Genomic DNA, 20,065 nt, shown 5'->3' with positions numbered 1-20,065 from the left:
GACCTCAGCCCTCGTCCTCCCCCAGGATGGAGCGCAGGCGCTTCGGCGCCGGGCCCGACTCGTTGACGGCGGCCGCCATGACGGGCGCCTGCGACTCAGCCGAGTTGTTCAGCGCGTCGAGCTGCTGCGTGAAGTAGCTCTTCAGGCGCGAACGGTATTCACGCTCGAAGTTGCGCAGCGTGTCGACCTCGGTGGTCAGGTTGTCCTTCTCACGCTCCAGCTCACCGAAGAGCTGCTGACGTCGCTCGGCGGTCTCGCTGTCGAGCATCTGCGCACGGGTGCGCGCGTCGGCCTCCATGCGGTCGGCCTTCGCCTTCGACTCCGCCTCGAGGCGCTCGGCCTTGGTGCGGGCCTCGGCGACGATCTTGTCGGCGTCGTTCTTGGCCGTGTCGATGAGCGCGTCGTGGTTGCGCGTGGCCAGCTCGAGCAGTCGCGCCGCGGCGTTGGAGGCCTCCGGCACGGTCTCGACCCGGATCGTCTCGATGCCGCCGGTCTGCGGTGCCTCCTGGTACATCGGCATCTGGTGCGAGACCGGCTCGGGGGCCGGCATCGCCTCCGGAGCAGGCGGCTCGGGAGCCATCGGGAAGGACGGACCCCCACCCGACTGCGCAGATGCCAACTTCCCGCGAAGGTCGTCGTTCTCCCGGGTGAGACGTGCCAGTTCGGCCTCGACCTCGTCGAGGAACTGATCCACCTCGCCCATGTCGTAGCCCTCGCGGAGCCGGACGGGAGTAAAGCGCTTGTTGCTCACGTCCTCTGGCGTCAGCGGCATGACCTCACCCATTCATTACTCGGTTGACTCAGACGTACGGACTGCACCGCCGGGGGGCGGCATCAGGTTAATGCTGTCGAAACTCTAGCGCCTGTCCGTAGACATGCCAGATGCGGACCGCATCCAGGCACCCATAGACAGATGTCGAAGGCCTCAGCTCTGGTTGAAGAAGCCGCCCTCAACGATCCTCTGCTTGGCCTCGGCCGTGACCGAAACGTTCGCAGGTGAGATAAGAAACACCTTGTTGGTGACCCTCTCGATGTTCCCATAGGTAGCAAAGATCAAGCCCGCCGCAAAGTCGACAAGCCGCTTTGCGTCCGCATCGTCCATCTCGGTGAGGTTCATGATCACCGGCGTGCCGTCGCGGTAGTTCTCGCCGACCTGACGCGCTTCGTTGTAGGACGTCGGGGTCAGCGTGATGATCTTGGAAAGCTCTGCCACTGCAGGCACCACCGTTGCTCGTCGCCGCTCGGAAAGGTCAGCAACCGGGGCCGGACGGGACTGCCTCGATCGCACCGGCGCCTTGACGGCCTCGTGGGAGCGGGTCTCGTCGTCATCACCCTCGTAGACGTCGTCGTCGTACCCGGTGTCCTCGAGCAGGCCGAGGTATTCACCGAACCTGCGCATAGCGCCGCTCATGTTCCCACCTTCCCCAGAGTATTGCTTCCCGAGACATTACTTGACAGTTGGCCTCTCTCCGAGGACCGCAGACCCGACACGTACGTGTGTCGCGCCATGGGCAATCGCCTGCTCCAGGTCGCCACTCATCCCCGCCGACAGCACCGTCGCCTCGGGATATTCGACCAAGAAGTCCTCCCGGATCCGCGCCAGCCGGACGAAGGCCGGCTCCGGGTCCTCGCCGAGCGGAGCGACCGCCATCAGGCCCCGCAGCCGGAGCCCATCGGTCGCCTCGACCTCGGCGGCGAGGTCGCGGACGTCACCCGGGTCCGCCCCGGCACGTCCCTCGCGCCCCGGCGGATCGAGCGAGACCTGCAGGAGCACGTCGAGGATCTGGCCGCGCTCGCCAGCGCCGCGGCTGAGCCGGGGCAGCAGCGAGGGGCGGTCGACGGACTCGACCACGTCGGCATAGCCGGCCACGGCGGCCGCCTTGTTGGACTGGAGGCCGCCGATGTAGTGCCAGCGCAGCCCCAGGTCTGCGCACTCGGCCGCCTTGGCCGCCGCCTCCTGGTGACGATTCTCACCGACGTCGGTGACGCCGAGACCGGCCAGTATGCGTACGTCGGAGGCCGGGAAGAACTTGGTGACGACGATCAGGTGGACGTCGTCGGCGGGACGGCCGGCAGCCTCGGCCGCCGCGGCGATCCGCTCGCGGGTCTCGGCGAGCCCGGCGGCGATCTCATCGGTGCGGTCGCCCATCACGCACCCCGCAGCCGGATCAGGGCGCCCAGCGACATGCCGGCGCCGTCACGACGGTAGGAGTAGAGGTCCTCGGACTCGCGGGTGCAGCGGCTGGCGTCGACCGCCTCGACCCCCTCGCGGGCCAGCTGGGCGAGCACTCCGGCGCCGACGTCGAGACTGGGTGTGCCCCAGCTCGTGGTGGCGCGCGCGGCCGGCTCGACCGCGGCGATCTCCTCCTGCATCTCGGCAGGCACCTCGTAGCACTTGCCGCACACGTGCGGCCCCACCCATGCCGTGATCCGGGTCGCGCCGAGCGTACGCATCCGGGCGACGGTCGCGGGCACGACCCCGGCCGCCATCCCCTTGCGTCCGGCGTGGGCCGCGCCGATGACCCCGGCCGCCTCGTCCGCGAACAGCACGGGTACGCAGTCGGCGGTCCGGACCAGCAGGACCAGGTCGCGCTCGGTGGTGACGATGCCGTCGGCCTCGGGGCGCACGCCGCACTCCGCCGGATTGTCTCGGGCTCCGCTTAGACCAGCGTCGACGACCGCGTTGCCGTGGACCTGGTAGAGGTCGGCGTAGGGCGCGCCGTCGGCGAAGTCGGCCAGCAGCAGCCGGTGGTTCTCGGCCTTGGCCTCCGGCGAGTCCGAGCCGTTGACCGCCAGGTTGAGCTCGGCGTACGGAGCACGGCTGACCCCGCCGTACCTGTCGGTGAACGCCAGGTCGACGAGGCCTGCGGAGGCTCGGAAGGAGTACAAGCGGGGGCCTTACTTCAGGAAATCGGGAACGTCGAGCTCATCATCGCTGAACTGCACGCTGGGGGCGGGCTTCTTGGCGACCGGAGCAGGCTCGGCCGGCGGAGTCGCCGGCGGAGGCGTGGCGGGCGCCGCAGGTGCGGGCGCGGGCTTGGCCGGCTTCTCCGGCGCCGCGGCCGGAGTCTCGGCCGCCTCCTCGGCGCGCCGGGTCGCGACCGCGGTCGCCACGGCGGCGGTCTCGCCGTTGTTGGCCGGCTGGGAGCTGGTGGACCGGCCCTGCACGCTGCCGAGCGCGGAGGTGCCCTCGCGACGCTTGGGCATGCCGCCGTCGAAGCCTGCCGCGATCACGGTGACCCGGACCTCGTCGCCGAGCGCGTCGTCGATGGTCGCACCGAAGATGATGTTGGCCTCCTGGTGGACCGCGTCGGCGACCAGAGCGGCGGCCTCGTTGATCTCGAAGAGGCCCAGGTCGGAGCCGCCGGCGATCGAGAGCAGGACGCCGTGGGCGCCGTCGATCGACGCCTCCAGCAGCGGCGAGGAGACAGCCATCTCGGCGGCCTCGACGCTGCGGTTGTCACCGCGCGCCGAGCCGATGCCCATCAGGGCCGAACCGGCGTTGGACATGACCGACTTCACGTCGGCGAAGTCGAGGTTGATCAGACCGGGCGTGGTGATCAGGTCGGTGATGCCGGAGACACCCTGCAGCAGCACCTGGTCGGCCTGGCGGAAGGCGTCCATCACCGACACGTTGCGGTCCGAGATCGACAGCAGCCGGTCGTTGGGGATGACGATGAGGGTGTCGACCTCCTCGCGGAGCTTGCTGATGCCCTCCTCGGCGGAGTTGGCACGACGGCGGCCCTCGAAGGCGAACGGGCGGGTCACCACACCGATGGTCAGGGCGCCGAGGCTGCGGGCGATGCGCGCCACGACCGGGGCGCCGCCGGTGCCGGTGCCGCCACCCTCGCCGGCGGTCACGAAGACCATGTCGGCGCCCTTGATGACCTCTTCGATCTCGTCGGCGTGGTCCTCGGCGGCACTCTCCCCCACGCTCGGGTTGGCGCCGGCACCGAGGCCGCGGGTGAGCTCACGGCCGATGTCGAGCTTGACGTCGGCGTCGCTCATCAGCAGCGCCTGGGCGTCGGTGTTGATGGCGATGAACTCGACCCCCTTGAGGCCGACCTCGATCATCCGGTTGACAGCGTTGACGCCGCCGCCACCGATGCCGACGACCTTGATGATCGCCAGATAGTTCTGTGCAGCTCCCACGGTGGTCGCCCCTTCGATCGCTGGTTGGTCCTGACGGCGGGTTCTCAACCCTTACCCTCAACCTGAGGGTTATAGTTATGTCAACCTCGCCGTTCTCAGAACAGTAGGCAGACGTACCTCCTCAGACTGGCGCGACACGCGGACGCGGATCAGTTGTGCCGATCTCGTGCCGTCCGGTAGGGGCAATGTGGCAGAGCCGTCCGGTGGAGAAGATCCCCGCTGGGGATCAGTCGACGCTCTTGCTGGTGACCGGCTGTCCGGGCACGGAGACGTCGTAGCGGGCCACGTCGGGCTCGGCCTTCATCAACGCCACCAGCACGTCGGCCTTGGTGTCGGACTGGGCACTGCTCCCCCACACCACCCGCTTGTCGTTGCGCATCTTCAGGGAGATCGAGTCGACGGTGGTCACCTCGACGTGGTCGACCCGCTTGGCCAGGTCGGCCGGGAGCGCCGAGGCCACCGCAGCGGCCTCGCGGAGCGCGTCGGAGTTGGTGCCCGTCACGGTGTTCACCATCGGCAGGCCGGCCGGCGCCTTCTTGTAGTCCCAGAAGACGGTGCCGGTCTCGTCGAGCGCCCGCAGCCGGCCGCCGATGGACACGACCGCCACCGGCGTACGCTCGGTGACGTCGACGCGGATCTTGTCGGGCCACTCGCGCGAGACGTTGACCGAGCGCACCATGGGCAGACCATTGAGCACCCGCACCTGCACGGCCTCGAGGTCGGCGGTGGCCAGCGGCTCGCCGACCGGTGCGGCCGCGAACTCGACGACCTCCTTGGCGCTGGTCATCTTCATCGTGCCGTGCACCGAGGTGCCCTTGACCTGCAGCCAGGTGGAGAAGTAGACAGCCCAGATCCCGCCGAGCAGGAGGGCGATGACCAGGGTGCCGACGATCAGGTAGCGCCAGGCGAGCCAGCGCCGGCGCCACTGGCGGCGGGCGAAGGCCTTGCGGCTCTTCAGGGTCGCCGCGTCGACCGCCGGACGCTCGGGCTCCCGCTCCCCGGTCGGCTCGCTGCCCGCGTCAGCTCGGGCTCCCGTCTCGGCCTCCGCCGAGCCGAGGTCCAGCTCATGCTCCCCGGACGCCGACTGGGCGATCTCCAGGGCCTGGGCGATGTCAGTGTCCGACCCCTTCTCCCCCATGCTCGCCTCCCCCAGCGTTACTGCTCTGCCGTACGCAGCTTGGCGAGCACCATCGGGCCCACCTCGGTCACGGTACCTGCCCCGAGCGTCAGAACCAGGTCACCCGGACGGGCGCGGCGGGCCAGCTCGTCTGCCGCCTGCTCGAGCCCCTCGACGGCGACGACACGGTCCGCCGGCAGCGGCACCGCGTCGGCGACCAGCTTGCCGGTGACCTCGGGGTCGTAGTCCTCGCGGGCGAGGTAGACGTCGAGGACGACGACCTCGTCGGCGGCGCCGAGCACGCGGCCCATCTCCTCGCCGAAGATCCGGGTGCGCGAGACCATGTGGGGCTGGAAGGCCACGATCAGTCGCCCCTCCCCCGCCACCGACCGGCCGGAGACGAGGTCGCCGGCGATCTCGGAGGGGTGGTGGGCGTAGGAGTCGTAGACGCGTACGCCTGCGGCCTCGCCCTTGCGCTCCATCCGCCTCCGGGTGCCGGTGAACGACTCCAGACCCGCCTTGAGCAGGTCGAAGGAGTGGCCGAGGCGCAGACCGACGGTCAGCGCGGCGAGCGCGTCGGCGACGTAGTGGCGCCCGGGGATCTGCAGCGTGATGCGGCCCAGCTCGTCGAGCCCGTCGACGACCGTGAACGAGGAGGTGGTGCCCTCCAGGACCACGTCGACGGCGCGTACGTCGGCCAGCTCCGACTCACCGACGCCGATGAAGCGGCGGCCGAGCGAGTGGGCGACGTGACGCAGGTCGGCGGCGCCCGGGTCGTCGATGACCGCGACCAGGAAGCCGTCGGGGGCGAGGCGCCCCACGAACTGGGCGAAGCCCTCGCGGTAGGCCTCCTCGGTGCCCCACTGGTCGAGGTGGTCGGCCTCGACGTTGGTGACGACCGCGGCGTAGGGCTTGTAGACCAGGAAGGCACCGTCGGACTCGTCGGCCTCGGCGACGAAGAGGTCGCCGGAGCCCTCCGCCGCGTTGGTGCCGGAGGCGGCCAGCTCGCCGCCGACCGTGTAGGTCGGCGCGGCGCCCGCGGCCTGCAGCGCGACGGTCAGCAGCGAGGTCGTGGTGGTCTTGCCGTGGGTGCCGGCGACGGCGAGGACGCGGCGGCCCTCCATGACCGAGGCCAGGCCGGCCGAGCGCGGGTAGATCCGCAGGCCCTTCTCGACGGCCGCGACGTACTCGGGGTTGTCCTCGCGGATCGCCGTGGAGACGATCAGGGTGTCGACGCCCTCGACCTGGGAGGCGTCGTGGCCGACGTAGACGGTCGCGCCCTCCTCGCGCAGCGCCGCGACCATCGAGGAGTCGGCACCGTCGCTGCCCGAGACCTGGATCCCGCGGGCCAGCATGACCCGGGCGATCGCCGACAGGCCGGCACCGCCGATGCCGATGAAGTGGACCTTGCCCAGCTGCTCGGCGGGAAGGATGTGCTCAGGAACGGGAACCCTCATGACCTACCTCCTCCTGCGACGACCTCGAAGATCATCCGCGCCAGCCGCTCGTCCGCGTCGCGCGGGACCAGGTCGCTGGCCGCCTTCGACATCGCCTCGAGCCGGGCGCGGTCGGTGACGATCGGGGGTACGTTGCCGGCGACCCAGCCGGCGTTCATCTCGGCGTCGGGGACCAGCACCGCGCCACCGGCGTCGACGACCGCCCGCGCGTTGAGGGACTGCTCGCCGTTGCCGATCGGGAGGGGCACGTAGACCGCCGGGACACCCACCGCGCTCGCCTCGATCACCGAGTTGGCGCCGGAGCGGCAGATCATCAGGTCGGCCGCGGCGAGCGCGAGGTCCATCCGGTCGACGTAGTTGAGCACGTGGTAGCCGGGGCCGGGCGAGGCGAGCTCGTTCTTCGGGCCGATCACGTGGAGCACCTGGATGCCGTTGCTGGCCAGCGTCCGGTAGGCGCCGGAGACCGCCTCGTTGATGGTGCGGGCGCCCTGCGAGCCGCCGGTGACCACGACGGTCGGGCGGTGCTGGTCGAGCCCGAAGAAGCTGCGGGCCTCGGCGCGCAGCGCCCAGCGGTCCAGCGTCGAGATCATCCGGCGGATCGGCAGGCCGATGTATTCGGCCTTGGGCAGCTTGGTGTCGGGGAAGCTGACCGCCACCCGGTCGGCGACCCGGGCACCCGCCTTGTTGGCGAGACCGGGCATCGCGTTGCCCTCGTGCACGACGATCGGGATGCGACGCCGCTTCGCGGCGAGATAGGCCGGCATCGAGACGTACCCGCCGTAGCCGACGACCACGTCGGGACGGACCCGGTCGAGCACCTCGTACGTCGCGTCGACAGCGCCCTTGAGGTTGGCCGGCACCTTCAGCAGGTCGCTGCTGAGCTGACGCGGCATCGGCACCGGCGGGATCAGCTCGAGCGGGTATCCCGCGGCGGGGACCACCTGGTTCTCCAGGCCGCGAGGCGTGCCGAGGCAGGTCACCTCCACGCTGGGGTCGAGACGGCGCAGGGCATCAGCCGTGGCGAGCAGAGGGGATGTGTGTCCAGCGGTGCCACCGCCGGCGAGGAGGGCCTTCATGATGCGTCAGAACTTATCGGTTGCGTTGAGCGGACCGGTAGGCGGCTGCCTGGCGTGCCCGATCCTTTGCCAAGGCTTTACGCTGCTTCAGCGCCGCGGCCGCTGCCGGTTCGCGGCGGGCGAAGCCGATGACGACGCCGAGCGCGACCATCGACGGGATCAGCGCCGAGCCGCCGTAGGAGACCAGCGGCAGCGGGATGCCGATGACCGGCAGCAGGGCGAGCACCATGCCGACGTTGATGATCATCTGGCCGAGCAGCCACACCAGCACGCCGAAACTGAAGTAGCGGACGAACGGCCGGTCGGTCTGGCGGGCGACCTTGACCAGCGCGAAGGCCAGCGTCAGGAACAGGCCGACGACGAGGAGCGTGCCGACCAGGCCCAGCTCCTCGCCCAGCACCGCGAAGATGTAGTCGGTGTGGGCCTCGGGCAGGTCACCCCACTTCTGCTGGGAGGCCCCGATCCCCTGCCCCAGCACACCGCCCGAGCTGAGCGCGTAGAGACCGTGGGAGGGCTGCCACCCCTGCCCGTGGTAGTCCTTGAACGGGTCCGCGAAGCTGGTCAGCCGGGCGAGCCGCTCGGTGTCGGTGCTGATCAGGAAGAGCACCGAGACCCCGATAATCGAGATCGCGATCCCGAACAGCCGCCCGGGCGCCCCGACCACCCACAGCATCCCGAGCACGATGGCGAAGAAGACCAGGGCGGTGCCGAGGTCCCGGCCGGCCAGGACGAGCCCGGTGGCCACCGCGATGCCCGGCAGGACCGGCATCAGCACCTCGTGGAGGCTGTCGAGCCTTCTCTCCTTGAGCGCGTAGACATGGGCGGCCCACAGCACGATCGCCAGCTTGGCGATCTCGCTCGGCTGGATCTTGACCGGCCCGGCACCGATCCAGTTCTGCTGTCCGTTGACGTCGTGGCCGAGGAAGATCGTCAGGAAGAGCAGCACGCACGCCACGACGTAGCCCGGCCAGGCCAGCCGACGCACGTCCTTCGGCCGGATCCGCGAGGCGATGAACGCACACGGGATGCCGATGGCCACCCAGAGCACCTGCCGCCCGACGATCGCGTAGGAGTTGCCCATCTGGGTGTAGGCCCACACGCTTGAGGCGCTCAGCACCATGATCAGCCCGATGGTCAGCAACAGCGAGGTGCTGGTGAGCAGCAGGTAGTAGGCGGCCAGCGGCCGGTTCAGGGCCACCCGCAGCGCGTGGAACCACGCCTTGAGGTAGCCGAGCACCGTCTTCGGGTACGCCTTGGCCTGACCGGCCGAGCCGGAACCGGTCTGGTCGGGGCTGGTGGTCGTCACGGGCCTACCTCCCAGTTCCCGCTCCAGTACGTCCGTTACATTCTCGCCGCCGCCCCGGTGCTCGGGCCGCATCTGCCCCCGCGTGTCGGCTCCCCGCCGTGGCGGCCGGGGTCAGACGGTGCGGCGTACGGCGTCGGCGAAGGCCTCGCCGCGCGCCTTGTAGTCGCGGAACTGGTCCTGGCTGGCGCAGCCGGGAGCCAGGAGCACGGTGTCGCCGGGCTTGGCCAGCGCGGCGGCGATCTCGACCGCCTCCGCGAGAGCGGCCTCGCCGTCGGGGTCGTCGAGCTCCACGATCTCCAGATCACCGGCGTGGGCGGCGAGGGCCGAGGCGATCACGTCACGGTCCTGGCCGATCAGGATGACAGCCCGGAGCCGGTCGTGGATGGAGGCGACCAGATCCTCGAACCGAGCGCCCTTGGCCAGCCCGCCGGCGATCCAGACCACCGGGTCGTAGGCCTGCAGCGAGGCCTGGGCGGCGTGCGGGTTGGTCGCCTTGGAGTCGTCGACCCAGGTGACGCCACCGACCTCGGCGACGACCTCGATGCGGTGGCCGTCGGGGCGGAACGACTTCAGGCCGTCGCGTACGGCGGCCTGGGAGACGCCGTGCGCCCGCGCCAGCGCGGCGGCGGCGAGCGCGTTCTGGACGTAGTGGGGCGCGGAGGAGGCCAGGTCGGAGATCTGGCACAGCTCCGCGGCTGAGGTCTGGCGCTCCTCGATGAAGGCGCGGTCGACCAGGATGTCCTCGACGACGCCGACCTGGCCGACGGCCGGGGTGCCGAGGGTGAAGCCGATCGCGCGGGCGCCCTCGACGACGTCGGCCTCCTCGACCAGGTGCATGGTGGCCTCGTCGGCGACGTTGTAGACGCAGGCGCGTTCGACACCCTCGTAGATGCGGCCCTTGTCGGCGGCGTACTCCTCCATCGACGGATACCAGTCGAGGTGGTCCTCGGCGATGTTGAGCACGACGGCGGCCTCGGCGGCCATCGAGGAGGTGTAGTGGAGCTGGAAGGAGGAGAGCTCGACGGCGAAGACGTCGTAGGGCTCGGGGTCCATCACGGCCTCGACGATCGGCAGGCCGACGTTGCCGACGGCGACGGACCGCAGCCCGGCCGTACGCAGGATGTTGTCGAGCATCTGCACGGTCGTGGTCTTGCCGTTGGTGCCGGTGACCGCCAGCCAGGGAGCGGCGTTGTCGGGGTCGCGCAGCCGCCAGGCGAGCTCGACCTCTCCCCAGATCGGGATGCCGCGCTCGCGTGCCTGGGCGAGCAGCGGCGCGGTCGGGCGCCAGCCGGGCGAGGTGACCACGACGTCGACGTCGTCGGGCAGCACGTGGGTGGCGCCCTCGCCGAGGCGTACGTCGGCACCCAGGATGCCGAGGAGCTTGGCCTTCTCCTGGCGCTCCTCGTCGCCCGGGGACTCGTCCAGGGCGATGACGGAGGCACCCAGGTGGGTGAGGTTGTCGGCGGCCGCGAAACCGGAGACGCCGAAGCCGGCGACGACCGCCTTCACGCCCTCCCAGGAGTCGTTGCGGCCGAGCTTGTCGAGGTTTTCCTGGTCCATCAGATGGTCGCCACCCATTCGGCGTAGAAGATTCCCAGACCGGCCGCGACGCAGAGGCCGGTGATGATCCAGAACCGGATCACCACGGTCACCTGTTCCCAGCCGAGCATCTCGAAGTGGTGATGGATCGGCGTCATCCGGAAGATGCGCTTCGGGGTGCCGGTCACCTTGCGGGTGATCTTGAACCACCCCGTCTGCAGGATCACCGAGACCGTCTCGGTGACGAAGAGGCCGCCGAGGATGATCAGCAGGAACTCGGTGTGGGACAGGATCGCGAAGCCGGCCAGCACGGAGCCGAGCGCGAGCGAGCCGGTGTCGCCCATGAAGATCTTCGCCGGGCTCGCGTTCCACCACAGGAAGCCGATGCACGCGCCGCTGATCGCGGCGCCGAGGATGGCCATGTCGAGCGGGTCGCGTACCTCGTAGCAGGTGCCGATCTCGACGCTCGGACGGCCGCAGCGCTGGTTGTTCTGCCAGATCGAGATGATCGTGTAGGCCGCGAAGACGATCGCCGACGAGGCGGCCAGCAGGCCGTCGAGACCGTCGGTGAGGTTGGTGGCGTTGGAGGTGCCGGTGACCATGATCCAGAAGATCACCAGAAGGAGGGCCCCGCCGAGCCAGTAGAGGACGCCGTCGCCGCCCAGGAAGTGGGGGCCGAAGTCCCGGATGAAGGAGAGCTGGTCGGCCGCGGGCGTGATGCCGTCGTCGTTGGCCAGGCCGGGGTGGATCGCGACCGCGCCGAAGCCGACCGCGACCAGCGTCTGCCCGACCATCTTGGACCACGCGCGCAGACCGAGGTTGCGCTGCATGAAGACCTTGATGAAGTCGTCGACGAAGCCCACCGCGGCCATGCCCACCAGGAGGAAGAGCAGCAGGTAGGCCGTCGCGCTCGGGGCGTCACCGGTCAGCAGCTTGGCCGCGAAGTAGCCCACCACGACCGAGATCACGATGGCGACGCCACCCATGGTCGGCGTGCCGCGCTTGGTGCGGTGGGTCGTCGGCCCGTCCTCCCGGATCTCCTGGCCGTAGCCCAACTTCGTGAACTGTACGATCGCAAATCGGGTGCCGAGCAGCGAGAACAGAAGCGCAATCGCTCCGCTCAGCAAGATCGCTCTCATGTCAGCCGGGTGCCTTCCTTGCCATGCCGTTCCATGTCCTTGCCCCCGGGCCGGTGTGCATAGCGAAGACACCGGCCCCGGGCATTCTTCCCTACGGGTTCGCCGGCTCTGCGGCACCCCGCCGTATCAGCCCGTCGATCAGTGTGTGGACAACGCCTCACGGACGACCTCGCGGTCGTCGAACGGGTGGGTGACGCCGTTGATCTCCTGGCCCGTCTCATGCCCCTTACCTGCGACGACGACGATATCGCCCGGCTCGGCGAGACCGATCGCGCGCTCGATCGCGGCCCGCCGGTCGCCGATCTCCTCGACGCTCGCGGACCCGCCGGTGGTGCCCTCCAGGACCTGTCGCCGGATGCTCGCCGGGTCCTCGGTGCGGGGGTTGTCGTCGGTGACGATCACGTGGTCGGCCAGGCGCGCGCTGATCTCACCCATGATCGGCCGCTTCCCGGTGTCGCGGTCTCCCCCGGCCCCGATCACGACGATCAGCCGCGACTCGGTCAGCGGGCGGAGGGTGCCGAGCGCGGCCTCGACCGCGTCCGGCTTGTGCGCGTAGTCGACCACGACGGTGAACGGCTGGCCCTCGTCGATCCGCTCGAGCCGTCCCGGGACGCCGGAGCCCTTGGCGAGGGCGGTGGCGACGCTGCGTACGACGTCGTCGCTCTGGTACGCGTGGTGGATGCTCGCCAGGGCCGCGAGGGTGTTGCTGACGTTGTAGTCGCCGGCCAGCGGGCTGGCGCCCGGGAACTCCAGGCCGTCGGGGCCGTGGACGGTGAAGGTGGAGCCGTCGGGGCGCAGCTCGACGTCGGTGGCGCGCCAGTCGGCGGCGTCGTCGTGGAGGGCGTAGGTGAGGATCGGGATGGTCGCCTCGGCCGCGAGCCGGCGGCCGTGCTCGTCGTCGATGTTGACGATGCCCAACATCGCCCGCTCCGGGGTGAACAGGTCGGCCTTCGCGGCGTAGTAGTCCTCGACGGTCTCGTGGAAGTCGAGGTGGTCACGGCCCAGGTTGAGGAAGACCGCGACGTCGAAGACGACGCCGTCGACGCGGCCCATCACCAGGGCGTGGGAGGAGACCTCCATCGCGCACGCCTCGGTCCCCTCCTCCACCATCCGGGCGAAGAGGCCGTGCAGGTCGGGCGCCTCGGGCGTGGTGAGCGGCGTCTTCACGTCGCGGCCGCCGATGCGGGTGCCGACCGTGCCGATCACGCCGGCGCGGTGGCCGGCGTCGAGCAGCGCGCTCTCGGCGAGCCGGGTGGTCGTGGTCTTTCCCTGGGTGCCGGTCACCCCGATCAGCTTCAGGCTGCTCGACGGGTTGCCGTAGACGCGGGCCGAGAGGGCCCCGAGCACCTTGCGCGGTTGCTCGACGAGCAGCATCGGCACCTCGCCGAGGCCCTGGGACTCCAGCACCGCGGCCCCGGCCGCGTCGGTCAGCACCGCCACCGCACCGGCCTCGATCGCACCGGTGGCGTAGCCGGCGCCGTGCGCGCGGCTGCCGGGGAGCGCGGCGTAGAGGTCACCGGGCAGCACCCGTTGGGAGCTCAGCGTGACCCCGGTGACGTGGGCCTCGCCACGGACGTCCAGGCCGAGCTCGTCGGCCAGGTCGGCCAGCGTCACCGGCTCGGTCACTCGGGGGCGGGTCGGGCTCTTCGCGGCCGCCGTCTCGTACGCACTGCTCACCCGGGAAGGTTATCCGCCCGGCGGGACGAGGTCCCGCCGGGCCGACCTCAGGCGTGGCGCCCAGGCGTGGCGCTCAGGCGCGGCGCAGCTGGGTCAGTGCGGCGGCACTGAGCTCGCGGGGCTCCTCGCCCGGGACGACGAGCACGACGGGTACGCCGGCGTTGCGGACCACCGCCGCGGTGATCGAGCCGTCGGTGAGCTGTGCCGCGCGGCCTCGCGGGGAGGATCCGAGGGCGATCGTGCGGACCCGGGCCTCGGTGGCGTACCTGGCCAGCACCGTCCCGGCGCTGGCGTGGTCGCCGACGCTGTGCAGCACGAGTCCGGTCGCGGTCACGCCGCGGGCTGCGAGGCGGTCGAGGTGGGCGCGTACGGTCGCGGCGGCCATCTCCGGCTCCTCGGCGTCGATCGCGAGCTCCTCGACGACCTCGGTCTCGCGGACGTGGACCACCTCCAGCGGGGCGCCCTCGGCCGCGGCCATCTCGGCGGCCCGGTCGACGACCGCGTCGGCGTCGAGGGTGGCCCCGACGGCCACGAGCACGGGGCGACCCTCACCGCGGACGGGTCCGACGGGCTCCAGCGTCGGCGCGACCGGTTCGGCGGTCTCGGCCGACTCAGCGGCGGTGATCAGCTTGTGGCCGCTGGCCAGGACGGGGATCGCGACCAGGAACGCGGCGGCGCCGACGTAGAAGGCCACCGACTGGTCGGTCGCCTCGGCGATCTTGCCCGCCGCGAACGGGGCCAGGCCACCGCCGATGAAGCGTACGAACCCGTAGGCCGAGGACGCGATCGGCCGCTCCACCGGCGAGACCAGCATGACCGCCTGGGTGGTCAGCGTGTTGTTGAGTCCGACGAAGATGCCGGACAGGATCACGGCCACGATGACCACGGTCGGCGAGGAGGCGCCCAGGCCGATGACGGCGAGCAGGATGCCGAGGCCGAGCAGGTTGACGTAGAGGGTCGGCGCGGTGCCGAAGCGGCGCTGCGCCCACGGAGCGCCCCACACGGCGAAGACGGCGACCAGGATGCCCCAGGCGAAGAAGACCCAGCCGAGCTGCAGCGGGTCGTGGAGGCCCATCGGGTAGGGCGCGTAGCCGAGCAGGGTGAAGAAGCCCCAGTTGTAGAGGAGCGCCATGATGCCCATGGTCAGCAGCCCGCGGTGGCGCAGCGCGGCCAGCGGGGCCACCAGCGAGACCTTCTTCTCCGGCTTCGGCGTCGGCGGCAGGAAGACCAGCGTCGCGACCAGGGCGACCGCCATCAGCGCGGAGACACCGAAGAACGGGCCGCGCCAGGAGATGCCGCCGAGCACGCCACCGAGGAGCGGACCGACCGCGATGCCGAGGCCGAGGGCGGTCTCGTACAGAATGATGGCGCCCGCGAACCCGCCCGTCGCCGAGCCGACGATGACCGCCAGGCTCGTCGAGATGAACAGGGCGTTGCCCAGTCCCCAGCCGGCCCGGAAGCCGACGATGCCGTCCACGCCGTCGACGGTCCCGGCCAGCCCGGCGAACACCACGATCAGCACCAGACCGAGGATCAGCGTCCACTTCGCGCCGATCCGGCTGGAGACCCAGCCGACCCCGAGCATCGCCACCGCGGTCACCACCAGGTAGCTGGTGAACAGCAGCGAGACCTGCGCGGGCGTCGCCTCCAGCTCCTCGGCGAGCACCGGCAGGATCGGATCGACGAGCCCGATGCCCATGAACGACACCACGCACGCGAACGCGACCGCCCACACGGCGCGTGGTTGCTTGAACGGACTTGCGGCAGCTGCCCCTGGGTGGGAGCTCATACTTCTTGCCTCTTCTCAGACGTTGGTTTCGTACGCGTCGCCGGCAGGCCGGCGCGTCAGGACTCGAGCACGGCGTCGACGAGCCGGTCGAGGGCCGGCAGGGCAGCCGCGATGGCCGTACGGTCGGACCCGTCGAGACGCTCCAGCGCCGCCTCGAGCGCCTCGGCCCGCTGCGTACGCCTCGCGGCGGTGACCTCACGACCGCGGTCGGTGACCTCGACGAGCACCCCGCGGCGGTCGGTCGAGTCAGCCGTACGCCGCACCAGCCTGTCCTGCTCGAGCCGGTTGACCAGCTGGGTCATCGCTGGCTGGGACACGCCCTCTGCCCGGGCGAGATCGGTGATCCGCTGGCCACCGAGCCGCCCCAGCCGCGCGATCACCGCGGCTCCGGTCGTGGATACCTCACCGGCCGTCGACACCTCCCGCACGAGTCGCACCAGGCGCTCCATGGTGGGTGCCAGATCTCGACCGGTCACTTGTGCACTCACCAAAACAACATAACTCACTTATGTATTGGATACCAATCGAAGCGCTCGGTTCGCATCGCGAGATGGCACGGCATGCTGGACGGGCACCTCGTGGGGTTGACGGGTGTTTCAGTGCTCGTCAACCCCTGGGATACCCGGTCGACCGGGTATCCCAGGGGCACGGACTCACCACCCAGTAGGCATCTTCGACGGCTCGGTCCCGGTCGGCGGGACGCCGTAGCGGCGCAGGGCGAAGGACATGATCTGCGAGAAGACCGGGCCGGCGACGGATCCACCGCCACCGCCGTTGCCGGGGTTGTGGATGGCCACGTAGACCGTGAAGCGGGGGTCGTCGGTGGGGGCGAAGCCGCCGAAGGAGACCGTGGTGGTGCCGTCGTAGCACTTGCACTCGGAGTTGACCCGCTGCGCGGTGCCGGTCTTGCCGGAGACCCGGTAGCCGTCGACCCCGGCCTGCGGAGCGGTCCCGTTGACCGGGTCGTTGATGACCCGCTCCATCATCTCCGCGGTCTGCGAGGCGGCCTCCTGCGAGACCACCCGGTTGCGCTCGGCGGTATCGGTGCCGACCTCGGCACCGGAGTTGTTGGTGGCCTTCCCGACGATCAGGCTCGGGTCGATGTGTACGCCGCCGTTGGCGATCGTGTTGAGGGCGGCGGTCATCTGCACCGCGTTGACCGAGATGGACTGGCCGAAGTCGATGCGGTCCTCGTTGGCGTCGTTCCACGCCTCCGGCGAGGCCAGCAGACCCGCCGACTCGGTGTCGAGACCGAGGCCGGTGCGCTGACCCTGGCCGAACGCCAGCAGGTAGTCGCGCAGCTGGCCCTCGGGGTACTTGTCCGCGGCCATCACGGTGCCGATGTTGGACGACTTCGCGATGACACCGGCCAAGGTGAGCTTCTCGACGCCGTGGGGGTACCAGTCGGTGATCGGAGCGCCGCCCGACATGTAGGACTCCGGCACCCGGATCCGGGTCGACGGCGAGACGAGGCCCTGGTCGAGCAGGCCGGCGACGGTCAGCACCTTCTGGACCGAGCCCGGCTCGTAGACGTTCGAGAGCGCGTTGCTCCCCCGCAGCGTCTTCGGCGAGGCCGCCGGGTCGCGGGCGTCGAAGGTCGGATAGTCGACCAGACTCAGGACCTCTCCGGTCTGGGTGTCCATGACCACCGCCATCCCCGACTCGGCGCGCGACTTCTGCACGGCGTCCATCAGGGTCTGCTGGACGTAGTACTGCAGGTCGCGGTCGATCGTGAGCCTCAGGTCGTTGCCGTCGACCGGAGCGACCCGGTTGTTGGTGCCCAACGGCATCCGGGTGCCGCTGACCGGGCTGGTCGCGTCGTACTCGGCGTGGCCGTCCTTGCCGGCCAGGTGCTTGTCGAAGGCCGCCTCGAGGCCCGCCAGCGGCCGCTGGTCGTTGCCGAGGAAGCCGACCAGGTTGGCCGCGACGTCGCCGTTCGGGTAGTTGCGCAGCGGGTCACGGCTGGTCCACAGCCCTTGGTAGCCCGCCTTCTTCGCCTTCTCGACCGCGGCGGTCGCCTGGGTCGCCGGCACCTGACGCTTGATGTACTGGAACCGGCTGCCCTTCTTGCGCAGCTTGGTGAGCGCCGAGGCGTAGTCGACGCCGAGCTCCTTGGCCAGGAACGCGGCGATCGCGGGAGCATCCTTCGTCGTCTGCTTCGGGTCGGCCAGCACCATCAGCCCGTCGGAGGAGTCGGCCAGCGCCTCGCCGTCTCGGTCGAGGATCTCACCACGCTCGGCCGGCAGCACGACGTCGACGACGTTCTCGGCGGCCGCCATCGCGGCGTAAGAGTGCGGGTCGATGCCCTGCAGCTGCACCAGCCGGCCACCGAAGACCGAGAGGACCATCGCCACCAGGATGAAGCCGACGCGGAGCCGGATGTGCACCGGCCCGCGCCGCTGCGTGGCCTTGGCGCCCGGGCGTCGCGCCGGCCGGCCGACCTTCCGCTGGACCTGTCGCCTGGCCATCGCTCTCCTCCCCTACCGGGCCTCGCCCGTGGACGTACGCTGCTGCTCCTCGGCCGCCTCCTGGGCGCGCTTCTTCTCGGCGAGCTCGGCCGCCTTCTTCTTCGCGGCGGCCGCCTCGGCCGCCTTCTGCTCGGCGACCTGCACGCTGTAGGGCTTGGCGACCTTCGGGTGCAGCGGCGGCGTCGCGGAGCGGTCGGCCGGGACCGCCTCCCCCTCGACCTTGGCCTCGGGGACCCGGAGCATGGCCGCGCTCTGCGGGACGACCATGCCGAGCTTCTTCGCCGCGGCGGCGATCTTGTGCGGGTCCTCCATCTTCTTCAGCTCACCGTCGAGCGCCTGCTCCCGGGCGGCCAGGGTGGTCGCCTGCTCCTGGAGACGCTGCTCCTGGAAGGCCGACTGCTGCATGGAAGTGTTGAAGACGAGCAGACCCACGACACCGCCGACGAGCAGCATCGAGACGAGCACGACGAACGGCAGCCGCGGGGCCAGCGAGGCCGGCAGCGGCTCCGGGACGGCGGCGAGCCGTGGCTGGGTCGTCTCGGCCGCCCGGTCCGGGCGGCGCGCGGGCGCCTGTGGCGCGGCGGCGATGCTCATCTGGTCGCTCCAGGGGTTGGCTTGGCTGTGCTCGTTCTCGGGTTGGTTCGGGGCTTGGTGCGCTCCACCGCGCGCAGCCGCACCGAGGCGGCACGCGGGTTCTCCTCGATCTCTTGCTCGGTGGCCTGCTCGGCACCACGGGTGAGCAGGCGGAAGGACGGCTCCGCGTCGGGCGGCACGAACGGCAGGTCGGGAGGTACGTCCAGCTTGGTCGCCTCGGCGAAGGCCCGCTTGGTGAGGCGGTCCTCCAGCGAGTGGTAGGACTCGACCACCACGCGGCCACCGACGCCGACAGCCTCCAGGGAGGCAGGCAGTGCCGTACGCAGCGCCCCGAGCTCGTCGTTGACCTCCATCCGCAGCGCCTGGAAGGTGCGCTTGGCCGGATGGCCGCCGGTGCGACGAGCGGGTGCCGGGATCTCCGCGTAGAGGAGCTCCACGAGCGGTCCCGAGGTCGTGAACGGCTGCTTCTCGCGACGCTTGACCACGGCGTGGGCGATCTTCTTGGCGAACTTCTCCTCACCGTAGTCCCGCAGGATCCGGGTCAGGTCCGCCGCTGAGTAGGTGTTGAGGACGTCCGCCGCGGTCTGGCCACGGGTCGCGTCCATCCGCATGTCGAGCGGCGCGTCCTCGGCGTAGGCGAAGCCACGCTCCCGCTGGTCGAGCTGCATCGAGGAGACACCGAGGTCGAAGAGCACGGCCTGGACCTCGTCCAGACCCTGCCCGGCGACGACGTCGAGGATCTCGTCGTAGACCGCGTGGACACCGGTCCATCGGTCACCGAAGCGCGCCAGCCGCTCCCCCGCGATGCCGAGGGCGTACGTGTCGCGGTCGATGCCGATCACCCGTGACCCGGGGACCCGCTCGAGGACCGCCTCGGTGTGACCGCCGTGGCCGGTCGTGCAGTCGACGAGGACACCGCCGTCGGCGAGCGCCGGCGCGAGCAGGTCGACGATGCGATCGAGCATCACCGGCACGTGCTTCTGGTTCGTCACCGCCTCGACCCCCATCGCACGGCTTCGTCTGGTGTGTGTTCTCGCCCGCCTCTTCGGCAGAGCCACGGGCTGACAACGCCACGGATCCGCAGAGCCAGGTCTCATGCCCGCTCCGTCACCACCAAGTGCCGTCCGGAACCGGGGAAGGTGCCCCGGATGGCTGGATGAGTGGAGCGGGACTGAGACCTCGTCCTGCGGATCCGCTGTTGACTTGTGGTGTTGCTTGTCGCTTTGTCGATCTGTCCCTTTATCAGTCCGTTGACTCGTCGAGGTCCGCGAACTTGGCCTGTGCACCCGCGGAGTACTCCGCCCACCTGGCCGGGTCCCAGATCTCGATCCGGTCCATCACACCGATCACGACGACGTCCTTGACGATCCCGGCGTAGTCACGCAGGAGCGGCGGGATGCCGATCCGGCCTTGCTTGTCCGGTGTCGTCTGCTCGGCCCCCGCGAAGAGGACACGGGCGTAGTCGCGTGCGTCCCGAGAGGTGAGCGGCGTCTGCTGGGCCCGCTGCGCCTCCTGCATGAAGACGTCCTCGGGCCACACCACGAGGCAGTTCTCCTGACCTTGCGTCACGACAACCCCCTCCGCCAGTCGTTCTCGGAACTTTGCGGGAAGGAAGATCCGGCCCTTCTCGTCGAGCTTCGGCGTGTACGTGCCCATGAAGAACATGTGCTCGCCCCCGCGGTCAGCTCAACGTGGATCGTTCCTCCACTTTGCCCCACCGTACCCCACAATCCCCCACATTCAAACCACCT

Annotated in this window: 18 protein-coding genes; all 18 read right to left on the bottom strand. The window is 70.3% G+C overall.

What is annotated here, in order from left to right:
* Window positions 1-4: 4 nt before the first annotated feature.
* Complete coding sequence (locus ACFVJS_RS09560) at window positions 5-772, bottom strand: DivIVA domain-containing protein (protein WP_378878787.1); 768 nt, start codon at window positions 770-772, stop codon at window positions 5-7.
* 153 nt (window positions 773-925) lie between these two features.
* Window positions 926-1,411 carry a cell division protein SepF gene (locus ACFVJS_RS09555; RefSeq protein WP_378878786.1) on the bottom strand — a complete coding sequence of 162 codons (486 nt, stop codon included), beginning with the start codon at window positions 1,409-1,411 and terminating at the stop codon, window positions 926-928.
* Between the two features lie 36 nt (window positions 1,412-1,447).
* Window positions 1,448-2,149, bottom strand: a complete 702-nt coding sequence (locus ACFVJS_RS09550) for a YggS family pyridoxal phosphate-dependent enzyme (protein ID WP_378878784.1) — start codon at window positions 2,147-2,149, stop codon at window positions 1,448-1,450.
* On the bottom strand, window positions 2,149-2,889 hold the full coding sequence (gene pgeF, locus ACFVJS_RS09545; protein ID WP_378878782.1) for a peptidoglycan editing factor PgeF: 741 nt from the start codon (window positions 2,887-2,889) through the stop codon (window positions 2,149-2,151). Before pgeF ends, ACFVJS_RS09550 begins: the two co-directional genes overlap by 1 nt.
* Before the next feature lie 9 nt (window positions 2,890-2,898).
* The gene (gene ftsZ / locus ACFVJS_RS09540; protein ID WP_378878780.1) at window positions 2,899-4,152 is read right to left on the bottom strand and encodes a cell division protein FtsZ; all 1,254 of its coding nucleotides are present in this window, start codon (window positions 4,150-4,152) and stop codon (window positions 2,899-2,901) included.
* Between the two features lie 226 nt (window positions 4,153-4,378).
* Complete coding sequence (locus tag ACFVJS_RS09535; RefSeq protein ID WP_378878778.1) at window positions 4,379-5,290, bottom strand: cell division protein FtsQ/DivIB; 912 nt, start codon at window positions 5,288-5,290, stop codon at window positions 4,379-4,381.
* 17 nt (window positions 5,291-5,307) lie between these two features.
* Complete coding sequence (murC, locus tag ACFVJS_RS09530) at window positions 5,308-6,726, bottom strand: UDP-N-acetylmuramate--L-alanine ligase (protein ID WP_378878776.1); 1,419 nt, start codon at window positions 6,724-6,726, stop codon at window positions 5,308-5,310.
* Entirely contained in the window at window positions 6,723-7,802 is a 1,080-nt protein-coding gene (murG, locus tag ACFVJS_RS09525) for an undecaprenyldiphospho-muramoylpentapeptide beta-N-acetylglucosaminyltransferase (protein ID WP_378878774.1), read from the bottom strand. The genes murC and murG overlap by 4 nt, the downstream gene beginning before the upstream one ends.
* 13 nt (window positions 7,803-7,815) lie before the next feature.
* The gene (gene ftsW / locus ACFVJS_RS09520; RefSeq protein ID WP_378878772.1) at window positions 7,816-9,108 is read right to left on the bottom strand and encodes a putative lipid II flippase FtsW; all 1,293 of its coding nucleotides are present in this window, start codon (window positions 9,106-9,108) and stop codon (window positions 7,816-7,818) included.
* Window positions 9,109-9,219: 111 nt separating this feature from the next.
* On the bottom strand, window positions 9,220-10,668 hold the full coding sequence (gene murD, locus ACFVJS_RS09515) for a UDP-N-acetylmuramoyl-L-alanine--D-glutamate ligase (protein ID WP_378878770.1): 1,449 nt from the start codon (window positions 10,666-10,668) through the stop codon (window positions 9,220-9,222).
* A complete protein-coding gene (gene mraY / locus ACFVJS_RS09510; RefSeq protein WP_378878769.1) occupies window positions 10,668-11,786 on the bottom strand; it encodes a phospho-N-acetylmuramoyl-pentapeptide-transferase in 1,119 nt (372 codons plus the stop codon). Before mraY ends, murD begins: the two co-directional genes overlap by 1 nt.
* A gap of 138 nt (window positions 11,787-11,924) precedes the next feature.
* A complete protein-coding gene (locus ACFVJS_RS09505; RefSeq protein WP_378878767.1) occupies window positions 11,925-13,463 on the bottom strand; it encodes a UDP-N-acetylmuramoyl-L-alanyl-D-glutamate--2,6-diaminopimelate ligase in 1,539 nt (512 codons plus the stop codon).
* A 73-nt stretch (window positions 13,464-13,536) separates the two neighbouring features.
* A complete protein-coding gene (locus ACFVJS_RS09500) occupies window positions 13,537-15,162 on the bottom strand; it encodes an MFS transporter (RefSeq protein ID WP_378878765.1) in 1,626 nt (541 codons plus the stop codon).
* Between the two features lie 146 nt (window positions 15,163-15,308).
* Window positions 15,309-15,740: a MarR family winged helix-turn-helix transcriptional regulator gene (locus ACFVJS_RS09495; RefSeq protein WP_378878763.1), complete on the bottom strand. Its 432-nt coding sequence runs from the start codon at window positions 15,738-15,740 to the stop codon at window positions 15,309-15,311.
* A gap of 165 nt (window positions 15,741-15,905) precedes the next feature.
* Window positions 15,906-17,720, bottom strand: coding sequence for a peptidoglycan D,D-transpeptidase FtsI family protein (locus ACFVJS_RS09490; protein ID WP_378878761.1), 1,815 nt, complete (start codon window positions 17,718-17,720; stop codon window positions 15,906-15,908).
* A gap of 12 nt (window positions 17,721-17,732) precedes the next feature.
* Window positions 17,733-18,314 (bottom strand): hypothetical protein, encoded by a 582-nt coding sequence (locus ACFVJS_RS09485; protein ID WP_378878759.1) that lies wholly within the window; start codon window positions 18,312-18,314, stop codon window positions 17,733-17,735.
* A complete protein-coding gene (gene rsmH / locus ACFVJS_RS09480; protein ID WP_378878757.1) occupies window positions 18,311-19,321 on the bottom strand; it encodes a 16S rRNA (cytosine(1402)-N(4))-methyltransferase RsmH in 1,011 nt (336 codons plus the stop codon). Before rsmH ends, ACFVJS_RS09485 begins: the two co-directional genes overlap by 4 nt.
* A gap of 235 nt (window positions 19,322-19,556) precedes the next feature.
* Window positions 19,557-19,979, bottom strand: coding sequence for a division/cell wall cluster transcriptional repressor MraZ (gene mraZ, locus ACFVJS_RS09475; RefSeq protein WP_165109144.1), 423 nt, complete (start codon window positions 19,977-19,979; stop codon window positions 19,557-19,559).
* Window positions 19,980-20,065 lie beyond the last annotated feature (86 nt).

This window comes from Nocardioides sp. NPDC057772, from assembly GCF_042798075.1.
Lineage (GTDB): Bacteria > Actinomycetota > Actinomycetes > Propionibacteriales > Nocardioidaceae > Nocardioides.
The sequence above is the reverse complement of the archived record's forward strand: the minus strand, read 5'-3'. Positions and strand labels throughout refer to the sequence as shown.

What these genes read in the sequence shown, in the direction of transcription:
- ACFVJS_RS09560 (WP_378878787.1), bottom strand. Translation starts at nt 772, where the DNA reads ATGCCGCTGACGCCAGAGGACGTGAGCAACAAGCGCTTTACTCCCGTC.
- ACFVJS_RS09555 (WP_378878786.1), bottom strand. Translation starts at nt 1,411, where the DNA reads ATGAGCGGCGCTATGCGCAGGTTCGGTGAATACCTCGGCCTGCTCGAG.
- ACFVJS_RS09550 (WP_378878784.1), bottom strand. Translation starts at nt 2,149, where the DNA reads ATGGGCGACCGCACCGATGAGATCGCCGCCGGGCTCGCCGAGACCCGC.
- ACFVJS_RS09535 (WP_378878778.1), bottom strand. Translation starts at nt 5,290, where the DNA reads ATGGGGGAGAAGGGGTCGGACACTGACATCGCCCAGGCCCTGGAGATC.
- murC (WP_378878776.1), bottom strand. Translation starts at nt 6,726, where the DNA reads ATGAGGGTTCCCGTTCCTGAGCACATCCTTCCCGCCGAGCAGCTGGGC.
- murG (WP_378878774.1), bottom strand. Translation starts at nt 7,802, where the DNA reads ATGAAGGCCCTCCTCGCCGGCGGTGGCACCGCTGGACACACATCCCCT.
- murD (WP_378878770.1), bottom strand. Translation starts at nt 10,668, where the DNA reads ATGGACCAGGAAAACCTCGACAAGCTCGGCCGCAACGACTCCTGGGAG.
- mraY (WP_378878769.1), bottom strand. Translation starts at nt 11,786, where the DNA reads ATGAGAGCGATCTTGCTGAGCGGAGCGATTGCGCTTCTGTTCTCGCTG.
- ACFVJS_RS09500 (WP_378878765.1), bottom strand. Translation starts at nt 15,162, where the DNA reads ATGGGCATCGGGCTCGTCGATCCGATCCTGCCGGTGCTCGCCGAGGAG.
- ACFVJS_RS09490 (WP_378878761.1), bottom strand. Translation starts at nt 17,720, where the DNA reads ATGGCCAGGCGACAGGTCCAGCGGAAGGTCGGCCGGCCGGCGCGACGC.
- ACFVJS_RS09485 (WP_378878759.1), bottom strand. Translation starts at nt 18,314, where the DNA reads ATGAGCATCGCCGCCGCGCCACAGGCGCCCGCGCGCCGCCCGGACCGG.
- rsmH (WP_378878757.1), bottom strand. Translation starts at nt 19,321, where the DNA reads ATGGGGGTCGAGGCGGTGACGAACCAGAAGCACGTGCCGGTGATGCTC.
- mraZ (WP_165109144.1), bottom strand. Translation starts at nt 19,979, where the DNA reads ATGTTCTTCATGGGCACGTACACGCCGAAGCTCGACGAGAAGGGCCGG.